The 15,472-nt window shown below is 62.3% G+C and carries 12 protein-coding genes; 11 read left to right on the top strand and 1 reads right to left on the bottom strand.

Annotation, left to right across the window (positions count from 1 at the left end):
* Positions 1–16: 16 nt before the first annotated feature.
* Positions 17–631, bottom strand: a complete 615-nt coding sequence (locus tag Q0M35_RS06450) for a TetR/AcrR family transcriptional regulator (protein ID WP_295313395.1) — start codon at positions 629–631, stop codon at positions 17–19.
* 120 nt (positions 632–751) lie between these two features.
* On the opposite strand from Q0M35_RS06450, the gene Q0M35_RS06445 reads away from it, so the two are divergent.
* The 11 genes from Q0M35_RS06445 to Q0M35_RS06390 form a co-directional block, all read left to right on the top strand.
* Positions 752–1,807, top strand: a complete 1,056-nt coding sequence (locus Q0M35_RS06445; RefSeq protein WP_295313394.1) for a spermidine/putrescine ABC transporter substrate-binding protein — start codon at positions 752–754, stop codon at positions 1,805–1,807.
* On the top strand, positions 1,804–2,655 hold the full coding sequence (locus Q0M35_RS06440) for an ABC transporter permease (RefSeq protein ID WP_295313393.1): 852 nt from the start codon (positions 1,804–1,806) through the stop codon (positions 2,653–2,655). The genes Q0M35_RS06445 and Q0M35_RS06440 overlap by 4 nt, the downstream gene beginning before the upstream one ends.
* A complete protein-coding gene (locus Q0M35_RS06435; protein WP_295313392.1) occupies positions 2,652–3,425 on the top strand; it encodes an ABC transporter permease in 774 nt (257 codons plus the stop codon). The genes Q0M35_RS06440 and Q0M35_RS06435 overlap by 4 nt, the downstream gene beginning before the upstream one ends.
* The gene (locus Q0M35_RS18560) at positions 3,422–4,462 is read left to right on the top strand and encodes an ABC transporter ATP-binding protein (RefSeq protein ID WP_366519645.1); all 1,041 of its coding nucleotides are present in this window, start codon (positions 3,422–3,424) and stop codon (positions 4,460–4,462) included. The genes Q0M35_RS06435 and Q0M35_RS18560 overlap by 4 nt, the downstream gene beginning before the upstream one ends.
* Positions 4,463–4,465: 3 nt before the next feature.
* Positions 4,466–5,197, top strand: coding sequence for an MBL fold metallo-hydrolase (locus tag Q0M35_RS06420; RefSeq protein ID WP_295313391.1), 732 nt, complete (start codon positions 4,466–4,468; stop codon positions 5,195–5,197).
* 46 nt (positions 5,198–5,243) lie between these two features.
* On the top strand, positions 5,244–5,810 hold the full coding sequence (locus tag Q0M35_RS06415; protein ID WP_295313390.1) for an RNA polymerase sigma factor: 567 nt from the start codon (positions 5,244–5,246) through the stop codon (positions 5,808–5,810).
* Positions 5,807–7,771, top strand: coding sequence for a von Willebrand factor type A domain-containing protein (locus Q0M35_RS06410; protein WP_295313389.1), 1,965 nt, complete (start codon positions 5,807–5,809; stop codon positions 7,769–7,771). The genes Q0M35_RS06415 and Q0M35_RS06410 overlap by 4 nt, the downstream gene beginning before the upstream one ends.
* Positions 7,772–7,880: 109 nt before the next feature.
* Positions 7,881–10,298: an FAD-dependent oxidoreductase gene (locus Q0M35_RS06405; protein WP_295313388.1), complete on the top strand. Its 2,418-nt coding sequence runs from the start codon at positions 7,881–7,883 to the stop codon at positions 10,296–10,298.
* The gene (locus Q0M35_RS06400) at positions 10,295–11,836 is read left to right on the top strand and encodes a trimethylamine methyltransferase family protein (protein WP_295313387.1); all 1,542 of its coding nucleotides are present in this window, start codon (positions 10,295–10,297) and stop codon (positions 11,834–11,836) included. The genes Q0M35_RS06405 and Q0M35_RS06400 overlap by 4 nt, the downstream gene beginning before the upstream one ends.
* A gap of 137 nt (positions 11,837–11,973) precedes the next feature.
* Positions 11,974–13,101 (top strand): efflux RND transporter periplasmic adaptor subunit, encoded by a 1,128-nt coding sequence (locus tag Q0M35_RS06395; RefSeq protein WP_295313386.1) that lies wholly within the window; start codon positions 11,974–11,976, stop codon positions 13,099–13,101.
* Positions 13,102–13,107: 6 nt separating this feature from the next.
* Positions 13,108–15,472: efflux RND transporter permease subunit (locus tag Q0M35_RS06390; RefSeq protein WP_295313385.1), on the top strand; the 2,365-nt coding region annotated here is incomplete at its 3' end.

Here is a 15,472-nt window from a genome sequence, read left to right as displayed (position 1 = left end):
GCAGGACAATCCGGCGTCAGGCAGAAATCAGGCGGACCAGCGGACCGGTCTGGTCGGCCACCGTGTTTTTCAGCACGGTCAGCGACATCTCATCGTCTTTCACAAAATCGATGAAGTTCTGGTTGAGGTTGCTGAAAATCAGTCCGCCCAGCGCCTGCGCATTCAGATCACCTGTGACATCTCCCCGCGTCTGCAGGGCGGCCACCAGATCGGTTACCTGAGCTGCCAGCCGCCTGTCCAGGTCGTGATAAAGCATGCCGTACCGAGTGCCCGGGGACTCGATCGAGAGCGCCATGGCAGAACGCCACATCTCCTTGGAGAGATACTCCAGCGAGTGGTCGTAATAGCCATATATCAGCGACAGTATCGCCACCTGCACTCCCTCGGGCGGACCAGCCACGATTGCGGCCCCGGCCTCGAGGACTTCCTCGACTTCCATGGCCACCACGGCGATCAGAATGTCGCCTTTGGTCTGGTAATAATTATAGACCGTACCGACCGAAACGCCGGCCCGGCCTGCGATATCACCGATTCGCACCGACCGGTATCCGCTCACCCGAAACTGTGAAACAGCCGCCCCGAGGATGCGGCTTTGGCGGTCTGCCTTCTGTTTTTCGCGCAATCCGGACATTTGATCTTTCGCTCTGACGGGATATTTACGATTTAGCGTTGACGAAATTATGAATGAGTTCAACTTTTTTCACAGCGGTGCCGGAAAACGGTGCCTTAGTCATAACACGGGAGTGAATAAATGAGCCGCATGACCACAATTCTGCTGGGCACCACAGTGCTCGGCCTGAGCGCAGCAGCCGCTGCCGCCGAAGGAGAACTCAATGCACTGGTGTGGTGCGACCACACTGATCCAGGGCTGATCGAACCCTTTGAAGAGGAGTTCGGCGTCAAAGTGAACCTGCGCGAATACGAAGGTACGGGTGCTGCACTCGCACTGCTGGAGCAATCCCGCCCCGGAGACTGGGACGTGCTGGTGATCGACGGCATCGATGTGTTTCGCGCGGTGGATGCAGGCCTTCTGGCGCCGCTGCCAGCCGAAGATCTGCCCACGGCTGATTTCTTCCCCGAGGTGGTTATGGCCGACAATAATGTGGTCGATGGCGTGACCTATGCCGTGACCGAAAAGTTCGGATACAACACGATTTCCTACAACTCCGAAAAGGTCGATCCGGCGGATATGGAAAGCCTCGCGACTGTCTGGTCGGACAAATACAAAGGCCGGATCAGCATCTATGACTATTATCTGCCCGTCATGGGGCTTGCTGCGATTGCCAACGGGATCGACACCGCCGGGATCGACAGCGGATCGCTCGAGACCATCGGGGGCACGCTCTCGACCCTGCGCGGACAGGCCGCATCGGTTGCCGGCGTTGTTGCCGCTCAGACAGCGCTCGCCACGGGCGAGGTTGATATCGTTGTGGGCGGCGGCGAGTGGCTTACAGCCGTGCTGGCCGAAGAGCAGCCTGAACTGACCTGGACGATCCCGAAAGAGGGTGCGGTCCGCTGGGCGCAGTCCATCGGTGTGCTGGAGGCCAGCGAAAACAAAGATATGGCCATGGAGTTTGTGAAATACATCACCGGCCCCGAAGGCCAGGCCCGCCTTGCCACATCCTCGTGTTTCTGGGGCATGCCCGCCAATGCCAAAGCCGGTGAGCACCTGAGCGATGACCAGAAAGCCGTGCTGCGCTGGGACAGCCAGACCGATTATCTGGCCCGCACACAGCTTTACCCGGCCCCTGACACCGATCTCGACATCGAGATGCAGGACCTCTGGCTCGACACGCTCCAGCAGTGAGCCGGCCTGCTCCACGTTTGCAGGGCGCGGGCTTTGTAGCCCCTGCCCTGCTGTGGACACTTGCGTTTTTCGTCGTGCCCTTCCTCGTGATGGGCGCGATGAGCCTTGCGACGCTTGAAGGACGCACCCTCGTCTGGGGCCTTTCGCTCGCCAATTATACCGAACTCACCGAAAAGGCTTATCTCTGGCGAGCGGTTATGGTCTCGATGGAGATCACCCTGACGGTAACGGTGGTGTCGGTTGTGCTGGCATACCCGCTGGCCTGGATCATCGCGTTTCGTGTGCCACAGCGCTGGCAGCGACTGGCGCTGCTGCTTGCTATCCTGCCGTTCTGGACTTCTTATGTGGTCCGCTCCTACGCCTGGTTGCTGGTGCTCGCCCGTGAAGGCGTCGTCAATCAGACGCTGATGTCTCTGGGGCTGATCTCTGAGCCGGTGACGCTGGCCAATACCCGCTTTGCCACGGTCACGGGATTTGTGCATTTCTTCGTGATGCTTCTGACGCTGACGATCTACGCCAACCTTGTGCAGCTTTCGCCCAATTACCGGCGTGCCGCGATGGATCTCGGCGCTTCCGCCTTCCAGACCTTCCGCCATGTGATCCTGCCGCTGACCCTGCCCGGCATCGTCACCGGCGCTTTTCTCACTTTCGTCCTCTGCATCGGCGACTATGTGACCCCGCAGATCCTCGGCGGCAATACCGAACTGACCGTACCACAGGTGATCATGGTGCAGCTGGGAAGGCGCGCCGACTTCCCGCTGGCCTCCGCGCTGGCGATCGTCCTCATGGCAATCGTGACGCTGGTTTATATCCTGTCGGCACGCTGGCTGAGGCTTGACCGGATATGATGCGCTTGCTGCCCTGGGCTTACCTCATCGTCGCTTTCGTTTTCATCTACCTGCCGGTGGCCTCGCTGGTGCTGTTTTCATTTCAGGACGGCGGGCTCCCGGTGCCTCCTTTCGAGGGGCCGTCGCTGCGCTGGTATGCGGATATCCTCAGCGACGGTGATGTCATGGCCGCCCTCGGGAATTCACTTCTGGTGGCCGCAGGCTCGGCAGCCCTGGCCTGCGCGCTGGGGTTTCTGGCGGCCTACGGGCTCGCACGCCATGTGCTGCCGGGCTCGGCGCTGATACGCGGCTTGCTGATCGCGCCGCTCACGGTAAGCTATCTGATTGTCGGCCTTGGCCTGCTCATTGTGATACAGCGCACGGGTCTGGGCCTGTCACTGATGACCGCGGGGATCGGCCATGTGGTGATCAATCTGCCGCTCTGTTTTGCCATCATCTATGCCTCCATGGGTGCGCAGCAGCAGAATGCCGAACGCGCCGCGCGGGACCTCGGGGCAGATGAGTTCCGCGTCATCACGCTTGTAACCATTCCTATGCTGGCTCCGGCGATTGCTGCGGCGTTCTTTCTGTCAGTCACGCTCAGCTGGGACGAGTTCATCATCTCCTTCCTGCTCACCCGCTTTGACGTCACCCTGCCGGTGGAGATCTGGTCGATGCTGCGTTCCGGTCTCTCGCCACGGCTCAATGCCATCGGCAGTCTTGTCTTTCTGGTCTCCGTTACGGCGGTGCTCATCCTCGAAATTTTCGTTTTCAGAAAAAACCGCTCATGACCGCGCCCGTCTCCATCAGATCAGTCAGCCATACCTTTGGCGATTTTCAGGCCCTCAGCGATGTGTCGCTGGAGATCGGTGCGGGGGAGTATGTGACCCTGCTCGGTCCCTCGGGCTGCGGCAAGACGACACTGCTCTCAGTGCTGGGCGGGTTCATCGACCCCACCGCTGGCGAGGTTCTGATCGACGGGCGCGACATGACCCGGGTAGCCCCGGCCAAACGCCCCACCACCACGATGTTTCAGGATTACGCGCTTTTTCCGCATATGTCGCTGCGCGACAATGTGGCCTTTGGTCTGCGGATGGGCGGAATGGGGCGCGCCGCGCGCTATGAAGTGGCCCACGAGATGCTGGATCTGGTGGGGCTGGCGCACGCTGCCGCCACCAGGCCCCATGCACTTTCCGGCGGGCAGCGTCAGCGGGTGGCGCTGGCGCGCGCGCTGGCCGTGAAACCGGATGTGTTGCTGCTGGATGAGCCGCTTGGCGCGCTTGATCTTAAGCTGCGGCGCGCGATGCAGGACGAGCTCAAAGCAATCCAGCGCCGCGTTGGCACAACCTTTGTGCATGTGACCCACGATCAGGAAGAAGCGATGGCCATCGCCGACCGGATCGTGGTGATGAACGCCGGCCGCATTGAGGACGAGGGCCCGCCCGCCCGCATCTACCGCGAACCGGCCACCCTCTTTGCCGCGGATTTCATGGGCGAGATGAACCACATCCCCGCCCGCTCGGACGGATCAGTGGTAACGACCTCCTTTGGACCATTGCCTGGTCTGCGGGCGGCAAGAGGCGATGCGGTCCTGTGCATCCGCCCCGAGGCCCTGCGCAGCGGCGAAGGCGCTCTCTCCTTCGGTCCGGGAGAAATAAAGGTCTCCGCGTTTTTCGGCACCTACACCCGGGTTCAGGTGGTACCGGAAGCAGCCCCCGACCTGGTGCTGACCGCACATTTGCCGCCCTCTGAGATGCCCGAACCCGGCAGCCGGCTGACACTCTCGGCGGATGCCCCGGCATTCAGCCTTTTCCCCACAGGAAACTGACCGATGGATCGTGCAAACCCCGAAGACTGGTACCGCCTCGAACGCAAAAGTGATGATATCACGCTGATCGCGGAGCCGTTTATTCAGGAGTTTTACCGCTGCAACGTCTGGCATGTGCGCGGGCGCGACCGCGATATGCTGGTAGACAGCGGGATGGGCGTGGTGTCGTTGCGCGAATGGGTGCCACTGGTCACCGAACGTGCGCTCACGGCTGTCGCCAGCCACACGCATTTCGATCACATCGGGTGCCATCACGAATTTGACGACCGCTGCGTGCACCGGCTGGAGGCTGCGATAATTGCCGACCCGACAAATGCCGCGACGCTTGCGGATCCTTACGTTACCGACGAGATATTTGACCGGCTGCCGCCCCTGCCCTACGCCTCTGCGGATTATGCCGTAAAATCCGCTCCGGCCACGCGTTTGCTGGAGGATGGCGATGTTATCGATCTCGGTGACCGGCATTTTGAGGTCATTCACACACCCGGCCATTCGCCGGGCGGTATTGCGTTGTGGGAAACGGCCACTCAAACGCTCTTTTCGGGCGATGTCGTCTATGACGGCCCCCTGATCGAAGACACCTATCATGCTGATGCGACTGATTATTACCGCTCTATGGTGCGGCTTTACGATCTGCCGGTACGGGTCGTGCACGGCGGTCATTTCCCCAGCTATGACAGCGCGCGCCACCGGACGATCATCCGCGCCTGGCTCGACGAAAAAGACAGCTTCTGAAAAAATTCATCAAAAAAATCACCTGCACCGCCAGGGATTGACCGCCATGCTGCGTCAAACGTACGTGATGCGGATGGAAACAAGCGACGAAGACCTCGCTCTGGCAGCGGCAGGCGGCGACGGCCGCGCCTTTTCGGCGCTGCTGGACCGACGCTATGATGCCGTCTTTCGTCTCGCGTTCCGACTCACCGGGTCACAGCATGAGGCAGAAGACCTGACCCAGGATGTCTGTGCCGCGCTGCCGGCAAAACTGCGCAGCTTTGCCGGCCAGTCGCAACTCAGCACCTGGCTTTACCGGGTGGTTGTAAATGCGGCCCACGACCGCCGCCGCCGGGCCGCAAGCCGGGCCAGGGCGGCAGACGGATGGGGCGACTGGGAGGTAAACCGGCGCGCAGAGAATGCGGAGACCGCCGCAGAGATCGACTGGCTGACCGCCACAATGCGTGCGCTGCCCGACGATCTGCGCGACACGCTGGCACTGGTGCTTGATGATGTTACCCAGCGCGAGGCGGCGCTGGTTCTGGGCGTCACAGAGGGCACCGTCAGCTGGCGCGTGTCAGAGGCCAAAAAACGTCTGCGCGCGCTGCGGGCAGAGCAGGAGGCATCGCTATGAGCGACGAATTCGAGGACCTGAAAGCGGCGATGCGCGCCGCCACGCCGGCCCCTGACCAGGGTAAAAAAGCCGCTGATCTGGCGCTTGCGCAGAAAAACTACGCCAACCTCCAGGGATCGCAGGTTGAGGCACGTCTTACTTCCACCAGGGCCGGTCATGGCCTTCTGAACGGAGTAAAGACGATGCTGAATTCACTGACAACACGCGGCGGCCTGGCCGCCACCACTGCCCTCGTGGCTGTCGGCGTCCTGTTTCTGACGCCGCTGGGCGAGGATCTGATGACGCCGCCCTCCCCGGTCACCGGTCTGCGCAACCCGGTGCCTGCCGGTGTAGATTACGCAGATCAGACTGAGACGGAAAACGCCGGTCTTGCGGATGATGCTACCGCGCGGGAGAACAGCGCCCGCCTTGCGCCACCCGCGCCACAGGTCCCGGATCGCGCGGCCAAAACCTCTCAGCTGCGCGCCCCGTCAACCGGGCTGCAGACGTTCGCTGAACCTGAGGCCAGCGCGCCAGTTCTGATGGAAGAGGCCTTCATCGACCGTCCCGCGCCCTCACAGCCGGAAGCCAGCAGCGAAGAGTTTTCAAATGCCGGCGCGAACCCGGTGCAGATCACCGCTGAGACGCCCGTTTCGACCTTTTCTGTCGATGTGGACACGGCGTCTTACCCGGTGATCCGCGATTCTCTGACGAGCGGCTCTTTGCCGGACCCCCGCGCGGTGCGGATCGAAGAAATGATCAATTATTTCACCTATGACTATCCCGCGCCGGACGGTGAAACGCCGTTCCGCCCGACGGTGACCGTCAGCCCAACACCATGGAACGCGGACACGCAGCTGGTGCAGATCGGCATTCAGGGAGCGATGCCGGCTTTGGAGGACCGCCCGCCGCTCAATCTGGTGTTCCTGATTGACACGTCGGGATCGATGAACCAGCCGGACAAACTGCCGCTGCTGGTGCAGTCATTCCGGCTGATGCTCGGACAGCTGCGCGCCGAGGATCAGGTGTCGATCGTGACCTATGCGGGCAGCGCTGGCCGGGTGCTGGATCCGACGCCCGCAAGTGAGCGCGACACAATCCTCGAAGCGTTGGAGAACCTTTCGGCAGGCGGCTCGACCGCAGGTCAGGCCGGGTTGCAGCAGGCGTACCGCACTGCCGCCGACATGGCTGAGGCGGGCGGGATCAGCCGCGTGATCCTCGCCACAGACGGTGATTTCAACGTCGGGCTTTCGGACCCCGAGGCGCTGAAGGACTACATCTCCCGCGAACGTGACAGCGGCACGTATCTGTCGGTTCTTGGCTTCGGACGCGGCAATCTTGACGACGCGACCATGCAGGCGCTGGCGCAGAACGGGAACGGTCAGGCCGCCTATATCGACACGCTCGCAGAGGCGCAGAAAGTGCTGGTGGACCAGCTTACCGGCGCGCTTTTCCCGATCGCCAATGACGTTAAAATCCAGGTGGAGTTCAATCCAGCGCAGATCGCGGAATACCGGCTCATCGGCTATGAAACCCGGGCGCTGCGGCGCGAGGATTTCAACAACGACGCGGTGGACGCCGGCGAGATCGGCGCGGGCCACAGCGTTACAGCACTTTATGAGATCACGCCGGTGGGCTCACCGGCACAGCTCAGCGACCCGCTGCGGTACGCCACCTCCGCGGATGTGCCGCAGAGCGATGAGCTGGGTTTCCTGCGGCTGCGCTATAAAGAACCGGGCAGCGACACAAGCCGGCTCATTGAGCAGCCGATCACACGCGACGCAGGCGCCCCCGGAAATAACGGGTTCGCCGCGGTAATCGCCGGGGTCGGGCAACTGCTCACCGGTGCCACCTATACCGGCGACTGGGGCTGGGAGGAGGCCATTGCCGCGGCCATCGCGACCCGCGGCGAAGACCCGTTCGGGTACCGTACCGAAGCCGTGCAGCTGATGCGCCTTGCGCAGAGCCTCAGCACCCGCTGAGGCCCTGAGATGCGAATCTGTTGACGCCGCCCGGACTTTGCGCCTAGCGTCCCGGTGGTACTGGACAGTTGTGTACAGTACCACCGGCTGGCTGTTCAGGAGATCGGACATGAATTCGCATTACCGCGTGGTTGTCATAGGGGGAGGTGTGGTCGGGGCGTCGGTTCTCTATCATCTGGCAAAGCTTGGGTGGACCGATGTCTGCCTCATCGAACGCTCAGTGCTGACCGCCGGGTCAAGCTGGCACGCGGCAGGCGGCATTCACGCACTGAACGCGGACCCCAACATCGCCGGACTGCAGGCCTATACCATTGACCTGCTAAGCGAAATCGAAGCGGAAAGCGGTCAGAACATCGGGCTTCATATGACCGGCGGGCTCACGATGGCCGGTACGCCGGATCGCTGGGAATGGCTGCAATCGGCCTATCGCACATTCCAGTCCATCGGCATCGAAGACTGTCGCCTCGTGACCACCGAAGAGGCCGTGGCACTCAACCCGATCATGTCGGGCGAGGGCCTTCTGGGCGGTATGTGGGCGGACCGGGAAGGCTATATCGATACGACCGGTACCGTGCATGCCTATGCCGGTGCCGCGAAAAAGCGCGGTGCGGAAGTGATCGAGCACAACCGGGTGCTGGAACTCAACCAGACGCTGGAGGGCTGGGAGGTCGTCACCGAAAAGGGCACCGTGTCCTGCGAGCACGTAGTCAATGCCGCCGGCCTCTGGGCCAAGCAGGTAGGGCGCATGGCGGGTATTGAACTGCCGGTGAGCCCGCTCAACCACCACTACCTTATCTCCGACACGATCCCGCAGCTTGAAGAACTGGACTTCGAAGTTCCGATGACTGTCGATCTGGAAGGCTTCACCTATCTGCGGCAGGACCAGAAAGGCGTATTGCTGGGCATCTACGAGATTAATCACCAGCACTGGATGATGGACGGCGCGCCCTGGGAATACGGCTTTGAATTGCAGCAGGAAGACCCCGACCGGATCGAGCATGAACTGACCCTGGGGTTCAACCGCTATCCCTGTCTGCAGGAGGTTGGCGTGAAAACATGGGTCAACGGTGCCTTCACCTTCTCACCTGACGGCAATCCGCTGGTGGGCCCGGTGCGCGGCAAGCGCGGCTACTGGTCAGCCTGTGCCGTAATGGCCGGCTTTCTGCAGGGCGGAGGCGTCGGCAAAAGCCTTGCCGAATGGATGATCCACGGCACGCCGGAGGCCGACGTCTATGGCATGGATATTGCGCGCTATGGCGTCTGGGCAGAGAACAAACAGTATATCAAAGAGACCACCGGCCAGTTCTATACCCGCCGGTTCGTGATGACCTATCCCAACGAACAGCTGCCCGCGGGCCGGGTGCTGAAAACGCCAGGCGCTTACGCCGATATGACCGCGGCGGGCTGTCAGTGGGGACAGAGCTGGGACCTGGAAGTGCCGCTTTATTTTGCTGAGGCGGGCTTTGAGGAGACGCCCTCGCTCAAACGCCCGAATGCCTTCCCGATCGTCGCCGGTGAATGCCACGCGGTGCGCAATGGCGTCGGTCTGCTCGATATCTCCGGGTTCTCGCGGTTTGAGGTGACCGGACCAGGCGCGCGGAAATGGCTCGACCGGATCATGGCCTCGAAACTGCCCGGGCCGGGGCGTGCAAGGCTGGCGCCGATGCTGGCCGAAGACGGGCGGCTCAAGGGTGATCTGACAGTGTTTAACTGGGGCCCCGGCATGGACGGACAAACCACCTGGTGGATCATGGGCAGCTACTATCTGCGCGCCTGGCACATGCGCTGGTTTGACGATCACATGGACGAGTGCGTGCACGTCCGTGACCTCGGCGAGGACACCGCAGGCTTCTCTCTTTCAGGTCCGAAATCGCGCGCGGTGATTGAAAAGCTGACCGACGCAGCCGTGGGCGATTTAGCCTTCATGGGGTGTGACAGCTTTGATATCGGGCTGCTGCGCTGCAAAGTCGGGCGGCTCTCGGTCACGGGAGAGCTTGGCTATGAAATTCACTGCCGCACCGGCGATCACGCCACGCTGCGACGGATCCTGCTGGAGGCCGGCGCCGATCAGGGCATCCGCGAGGTCGGCTTTAACGCGCTCCTGAGCCTGCGGCTGGAAAAAAGCTTCGGCATCTGGAATGCGGAATTCACGCAGGGCTACACGCCGGGCATGACCGGCATGGACCGCTGGATCGACTGGGATAAGAATTTCACCGGCAAAGCGGCGGCTCTCGCGGAACGCAACGGCAACGGCCCGGCCCGACGCCTTGTGACGCTGGAAATTGCGGCGGACGACGCGGATGCCAGCGGCTATGAGCCGGTCTGGGCAGGCAAGGATAAGGTCGGCTTCGTGACCTCGGGCGGCTTTGGCCACACCATAGGAAAATCGCTGGCGATGGCGCTGGTGGATGTGGCGCATTGCGCAGAGGGTACGGACCTGTCGGTGCATGTGGTTGGCGTGGAAAAGAACGCCAAAGTCATCGCGCCCTCGCCTTATGACCCGGCGGGACGGGCAATGCGCACATGACACTCGCAGAAAACAAAGGGCGCCGCAGGACCCGGCGCGGCGGCACCACACCCGCACCTGCGCGCAACATCAACTACCGCACCCTGCGCAACCCCTTCCCACCAGCGCGTGTCTTCACCGATGACCGGATTTCAGCCATCCACGAGGGCGCACTTTCTGTTCTGGAAAACCTCGGGCTCAAAGTGCTGCTGCCCGAAGCGCGTGCCCTGTTCGCCAAAGCCGGCGCGCACGTTGACGACCGCACAGAGATGGTCCGGATTGGCCGTGACATTATTGAAGCTGGCCTTGCCAGCGCACCCAGATCGGTAACCCTGCGCGGTGGTGCCCGGACCCGTGATGTGCTGCTTGAGCAGGGATCACTGGTGTTTCAGCCCGGTGCCGGTGCACCGCATGTCACAGATCTGGTGCGCGGCAGGCGCCCCGGCCGGGGCCAGGACTTTGCCGAACTGGTTAAGCTGACCCAGTATTTCGATGTGCTGCACATGATGCCGCCGCTCGTCGAGCCGCAGGACGTGCCAATGCATCTGCGCCACTATATGACCATGGAAACAATGATGGCACAGTCAGACAAGGTGCCTTTCATCTATGCGCGCGGCACACCACAGACCGAACAAAGCTTTGAAATGCTGCAGGAGTTTCGCGGGCTTTCGGATGAAGAATTTCGTGCGGAAAGCCATTCCTACACGATCATAAACACCAATTCGCCACGCCAGATCGATATTCCCATGGCGCGCGGGCTCATCGATTTCGCACGTGCGGGACAGGTCAGCATAGTCACTCCTTTCACGCTGATGGGCGCGATGGCACCGGTCACGGTTGCGGGCGCTATGACGCTGAGCCACGCCGAAGCCCTGGCCGCCATCGCGCTGACGCAGCTTGTGCGGTCCGGAGCGCCGGTCTGCTATGGAACCTTTACCTCGAACGTGGATATGAAATCGGGCGCACCCGCTTTTGGCACGCCTGAGCATTTCACCGCGAGTGTCGTGGCCGGGCAGCTTGCCGGGCTGACCGGGCTGCCCTGGCGCTGCGCCACCGGCTCGGCTGCCAACCTCAGTGATGTGCAGGCGGCACAGGAAACTCAGTTCGGGCTCTGGGGCTGTCTGTTGTCGGGGGCTACAGTCGTTCTGCACGCGGCGGGCTGGCTTGAAGGGGGGCTGACCGTCTCCTATGAAAAGCTGATCACTGACGTTGAGGTGCTGCAGATGGTGGCCGAACTTTGCGCCGGCACCAGCGCTGAGGACGCCGATATCGCCCTTGATGCGCTGGCCGAAGTGCAGCCTGGCGGGCATTTTTTTGGCGCGCAGCACACCATGGAGCGTTATCAGACTGCTTTTTATGAGCCGCTGATCGGAGATCTGTCGAATTACGGCACCTGGTCGGAACGGGGTGCCGTGGATACCACCACGCGCGCCTCTGATCTGTGGCAGAGGATCCTGCACGACGCCCCCGGCCCGCAGATTGATCAGGAGGCTCTGGCGCGTCTGCAGGAGTATGTCGCTGTGAAATCACAGGCCGGCGGCGCGCCCCCGGAAAGCTGACCGCGAAGCTGAAACAATAGTCATCTGACGCCATTGTGTTACAATCCGGGCGACGGATCGGATATATCCTTTGAAATCAGCTGAAGTACGCTAGGTCTGAACTGTCTCTGAAACAACTTTTCCCAAAGGGCTTACCGATGATGCGCTTTCCCGATCCTCTCCGGGCCTTTGCCATTTCTGCAATGCTCATCCTGGCTGCAGGCGCATCACCTGCTCTCGCACAGGGCCGGGCCGCCGCCGTCGGCGTGGAAACCGTTGAGACCCGCAGCATTGCCGAGACCATTCCGCTCTTTGCAAAAGTCGTGACCTCGCGCGAGGGCACCATTGCCAGCCGCATAGCCGGCACCATCGACAGGGTGCTCGTACTCGAAGGCGTTCTGGTGGCTCAGGGCGAGGTTCTGGCCGAGCTCGACACCGAACTGCTGAGCATTCTGAACCGCCAGGCCGAGGCCCGCCGCGCAGAGGCCAGTGCCGGCGTCGCCACGGCAGAGGCGCGCACCGAACGCGCGCTCAATGCCCTCAACCGCATCGAAGGTCTGCGCGATACCACCTCTTTCTCTACCAGCCGGTTTGACGAGGCGCAGGGCAATTATTTTGAGGCACAGGGCCAGCTTGCGGAAGCCGAAGCACGGGTGCAAAGCGCCGAGGCGGCCCTCGCCGAGACCCGGTACCAGCTTGAGCGCGCGCGGATCACTGCGCCCTTCACCGGAATTGTTCTGGACGTGCACACCAACCCCGGCGAATTTATCAGCTCCGGCGCTCCGGTTGTCTCCCTGCTGGATATCTCCGCCTTGGAGGTCGAAGCCAGCGTGCCGGCACGGTATATCAGCGTGCTGAAGACCGGACTTGCCGTGAAAGGGACCACCGAAACCGGCGAAGAGCTCGACATGACGGTGCGTGTGCTGCTTCCGGTCGAGGATCCGTCCACCCGCACGCGGCCTGTGCGCTTTACCTCGCCGCGCCTGCTGGAAATGCCCGGCACAGCCATCGGCCAGTCGCTTACGGTCTCGATCCCGATCAGCAAGCCACGCGACGTACTCTCGGTGCCCAAGGACGCGCTGGTTCAGGCGCGCGGCGGCTGGACCGTTTTCGTCAGCGAAGACGGCAAGGCTCAGCCGCGCATGGTGCAGATCGGTGTGGCCCTTGGCGACCGTTTCGAGGTGCTGGACGGGCTCGCCGAAGGGGATGTGGTCGTCACCCGCGGCAATGAACGACTGCGCCCGGGCCAGGATATCGCGCCCGCGGGCGGCGCGGATCAGGGATAGCACCACATGGATATCATCCGCTTTGCCATCGAGCGCCCGGTCGCTGTTATCGCCGCCGTGATCATGGCGGTGCTTTTCGGCATCATCGCGGTCAGCCGCATCCCGATCCAGCTCGCTCCGGACGTGCGCAAACCGATTGTGGTGATCGAGACTGTCTGGCCCGGTGCCGCACCCTCTGAGGTCGAACGCGAGATCATCAACCCGCAGGAAGAAGCGCTGCGCGGGCTCGACGGGCTCGACATCATGACCTCCAGCGCGCGCACCGGGCAGGCCGAGATCACGCTCGAGTTTGGCATCGGCACCGATATGAGCCAGTCACTGCTGCTGGTCTCCAACCGCCTCGACCGCGTGGGCGATTACCCTGACGAGGCCGGCGAACCCTCGCTTGATACCTCGGGCGCTGATGACAGCCCCATCGCATGGGTGTTGCTGACGGCGCTGGAGGGTAATAACCGCGTGATGGCAACCTTCGGCGACTTCGTCGAGGATGTGATCAAAGACCGGGTCGAGCGGATCGAAGGGGTCTCCGCCGTCAACGTCTTTGGCGGGGTCACGCAGGAATTGCAGGTGGTGGTGGATCCTCGCCGTCTGTCGCGCTTTGATCTGACCGTGCCGGAAGTCGTGCGCGTGCTGCGCAGTGAAAACATCTCGCTGTCGGCGGGCGATGTCGAAGAAGGCAAGCGGCGCTATATCGTGCGGGCCGAAGGCAATCTGAACACTGTCGAAGCGATCCGGTCGGTCGTGCTGCGCTCTGACATCAGCGCCGGCGGCTCGGGCCGCGTGCGCGTGGGTGATGTCGCCGATGTGAGCTTTGCGTTTGAGGATCCGACCGCGCGTCTGCGCTTTCGTGGCGAGCCCGGGCTGGCCTTTAATATCGTGCGCGAACCCGGCGCCAACGTCATCGAAACCATGGAGGCTGTGCGCGAAGTTCTGACCGAGCTCAACGACGGGCCGGTCACCGATGCCGGGCTCAGAATGCGCCAGGTTTACGACGAAACGGTTTATATCAACGGTGCTATTCAGCTTGTCACACAAAATATCTGGATCGGTGGCGGGCTTGCGGCGCTGGTTTTGCTGATGTTCCTGCGCAGCCCGCGCGCGACGCTCGTGGTCTCCCTGGCAATCCCGGTCAGTATCGTGGCGACCTTTGTGGCGATGGCTGCCACAGGGAGGACGCTCAACGTCATTTCGCTGGCCGGTATCGCTTTTGCTGTTGGCATGATCGTAGATGCCGCCATAGTTGTGCTGGAAAACATCTACCGGCTGCGCGAACAGGGCAAATCGCGGCGCGAGGCGGCCTATATCGGCGCGCGCCAGGTCTGGGGCGCGATCCTTGTTTCGGCGCTGACAACCGTGCTGGTCTTTGTGCCCATTCTGATCATGCAGCTTGAAGCCGGACAGCTTTTCCGCGACATCGCGGTGGCCATTTCGGTCTCGGTACTGCTGTCGCTGGTGGTCGCCGTCACGGTGATCCCGGCTCTGGCGAGCCGCCTTTTGAAAAGCGGCACACAGAACACCATGCGGATCTGGGGGCTGGATCACCTGGCCGGAGCCTTTCATGGCCTTGTGATGGCCTATGTGCGTCTGACCGTGCGGTTCCGGGCCATCGGCCTGATGATGGTCGTTCTGATTGCGGGGGGCGCGGGCGTGGCCAGCATCGCCTTTCTGCCGCGCCTCGAGTACCTGCCCGAGGGCAACCGCAACCTCGTTTTCGGTCTGATTATTCCGCCGCCGGGGTACAATCTCGACACCACGGAAACCATCGCGCAACGCATCGAGGCGGTCGCCCGCCCGCTCTGGGAAGCCGCCCCCGAGACCGAGACCGCCGACGGCACACCGACAATTGAGAACTTCTTTTTTGTTGCCCGTCCGGGCGCAAGCTTTGTGGGCGCAGCTGCCGTCGATGGCAGCCGCGCGAGTGAACTCATCCCGGTCCTTTCAGGCCCGATTTTCGCCGAACCCGGCACCTTCGGATTTATGACGCAGCCGTCGCTTTTTGGCCGTGGCGTGGGCGGCGGGCGTACGATTGAGCTCAACATATCCGGTCAGGATCTCGACGAGATCCTCGGCGTCGCAGGCCAGGCGGCGGGCATCATCTCGGGCCTTCTGCCGCGGTCAGAGGGGCACCAGTTCCGTCCTATTCCGGGCCTGGAGCTTGGCGCGCCAGAAGTCCGGCTGGTGCCCGACCGGCTGCGCCTTGCCGATGCCGGGCTCAGCAGTTCCGATCTGGCGACCACCGTTGATGCCTTTAACGACGGGCTGCGCGTGGCGGAGATCACCGTGGGTGCCGAAAGGATCAATCTGATGCTCAAGGGCGATCCGGGCCTGCAGACCGAACAGCGCACCCAGGACATCGGGAATTATCCGGTGG

It is taken from the genome of Roseobacter sp. (assembly GCF_024639605.1).
Lineage (GTDB): Bacteria > Pseudomonadota > Alphaproteobacteria > Rhodobacterales > Rhodobacteraceae > Roseobacter.
The sequence above is the reverse complement of the archived record's forward strand: the minus strand, read 5'-3'. Positions and strand labels throughout refer to the sequence as shown.

What these genes read in the sequence shown, in the direction of transcription:
- Q0M35_RS06450 (WP_295313395.1), bottom strand. Translation starts at nt 631, where the DNA reads ATGTCCGGATTGCGCGAAAAACAGAAGGCAGACCGCCAAAGCCGCATC.
- Q0M35_RS06445 (WP_295313394.1), top strand. Translation starts at nt 752, where the DNA reads ATGAGCCGCATGACCACAATTCTGCTGGGCACCACAGTGCTCGGCCTG.
- Q0M35_RS06435 (WP_295313392.1), top strand. Translation starts at nt 2,652, where the DNA reads ATGATGCGCTTGCTGCCCTGGGCTTACCTCATCGTCGCTTTCGTTTTC.
- Q0M35_RS18560 (WP_366519645.1), top strand. Translation starts at nt 3,422, where the DNA reads ATGACCGCGCCCGTCTCCATCAGATCAGTCAGCCATACCTTTGGCGAT.
- Q0M35_RS06420 (WP_295313391.1), top strand. Translation starts at nt 4,466, where the DNA reads ATGGATCGTGCAAACCCCGAAGACTGGTACCGCCTCGAACGCAAAAGT.
- Q0M35_RS06415 (WP_295313390.1), top strand. Translation starts at nt 5,244, where the DNA reads ATGCTGCGTCAAACGTACGTGATGCGGATGGAAACAAGCGACGAAGAC.
- Q0M35_RS06410 (WP_295313389.1), top strand. Translation starts at nt 5,807, where the DNA reads ATGAGCGACGAATTCGAGGACCTGAAAGCGGCGATGCGCGCCGCCACG.
- Q0M35_RS06405 (WP_295313388.1), top strand. Translation starts at nt 7,881, where the DNA reads ATGAATTCGCATTACCGCGTGGTTGTCATAGGGGGAGGTGTGGTCGGG.
- Q0M35_RS06400 (WP_295313387.1), top strand. Translation starts at nt 10,295, where the DNA reads ATGACACTCGCAGAAAACAAAGGGCGCCGCAGGACCCGGCGCGGCGGC.
- Q0M35_RS06395 (WP_295313386.1), top strand. Translation starts at nt 11,974, where the DNA reads ATGATGCGCTTTCCCGATCCTCTCCGGGCCTTTGCCATTTCTGCAATG.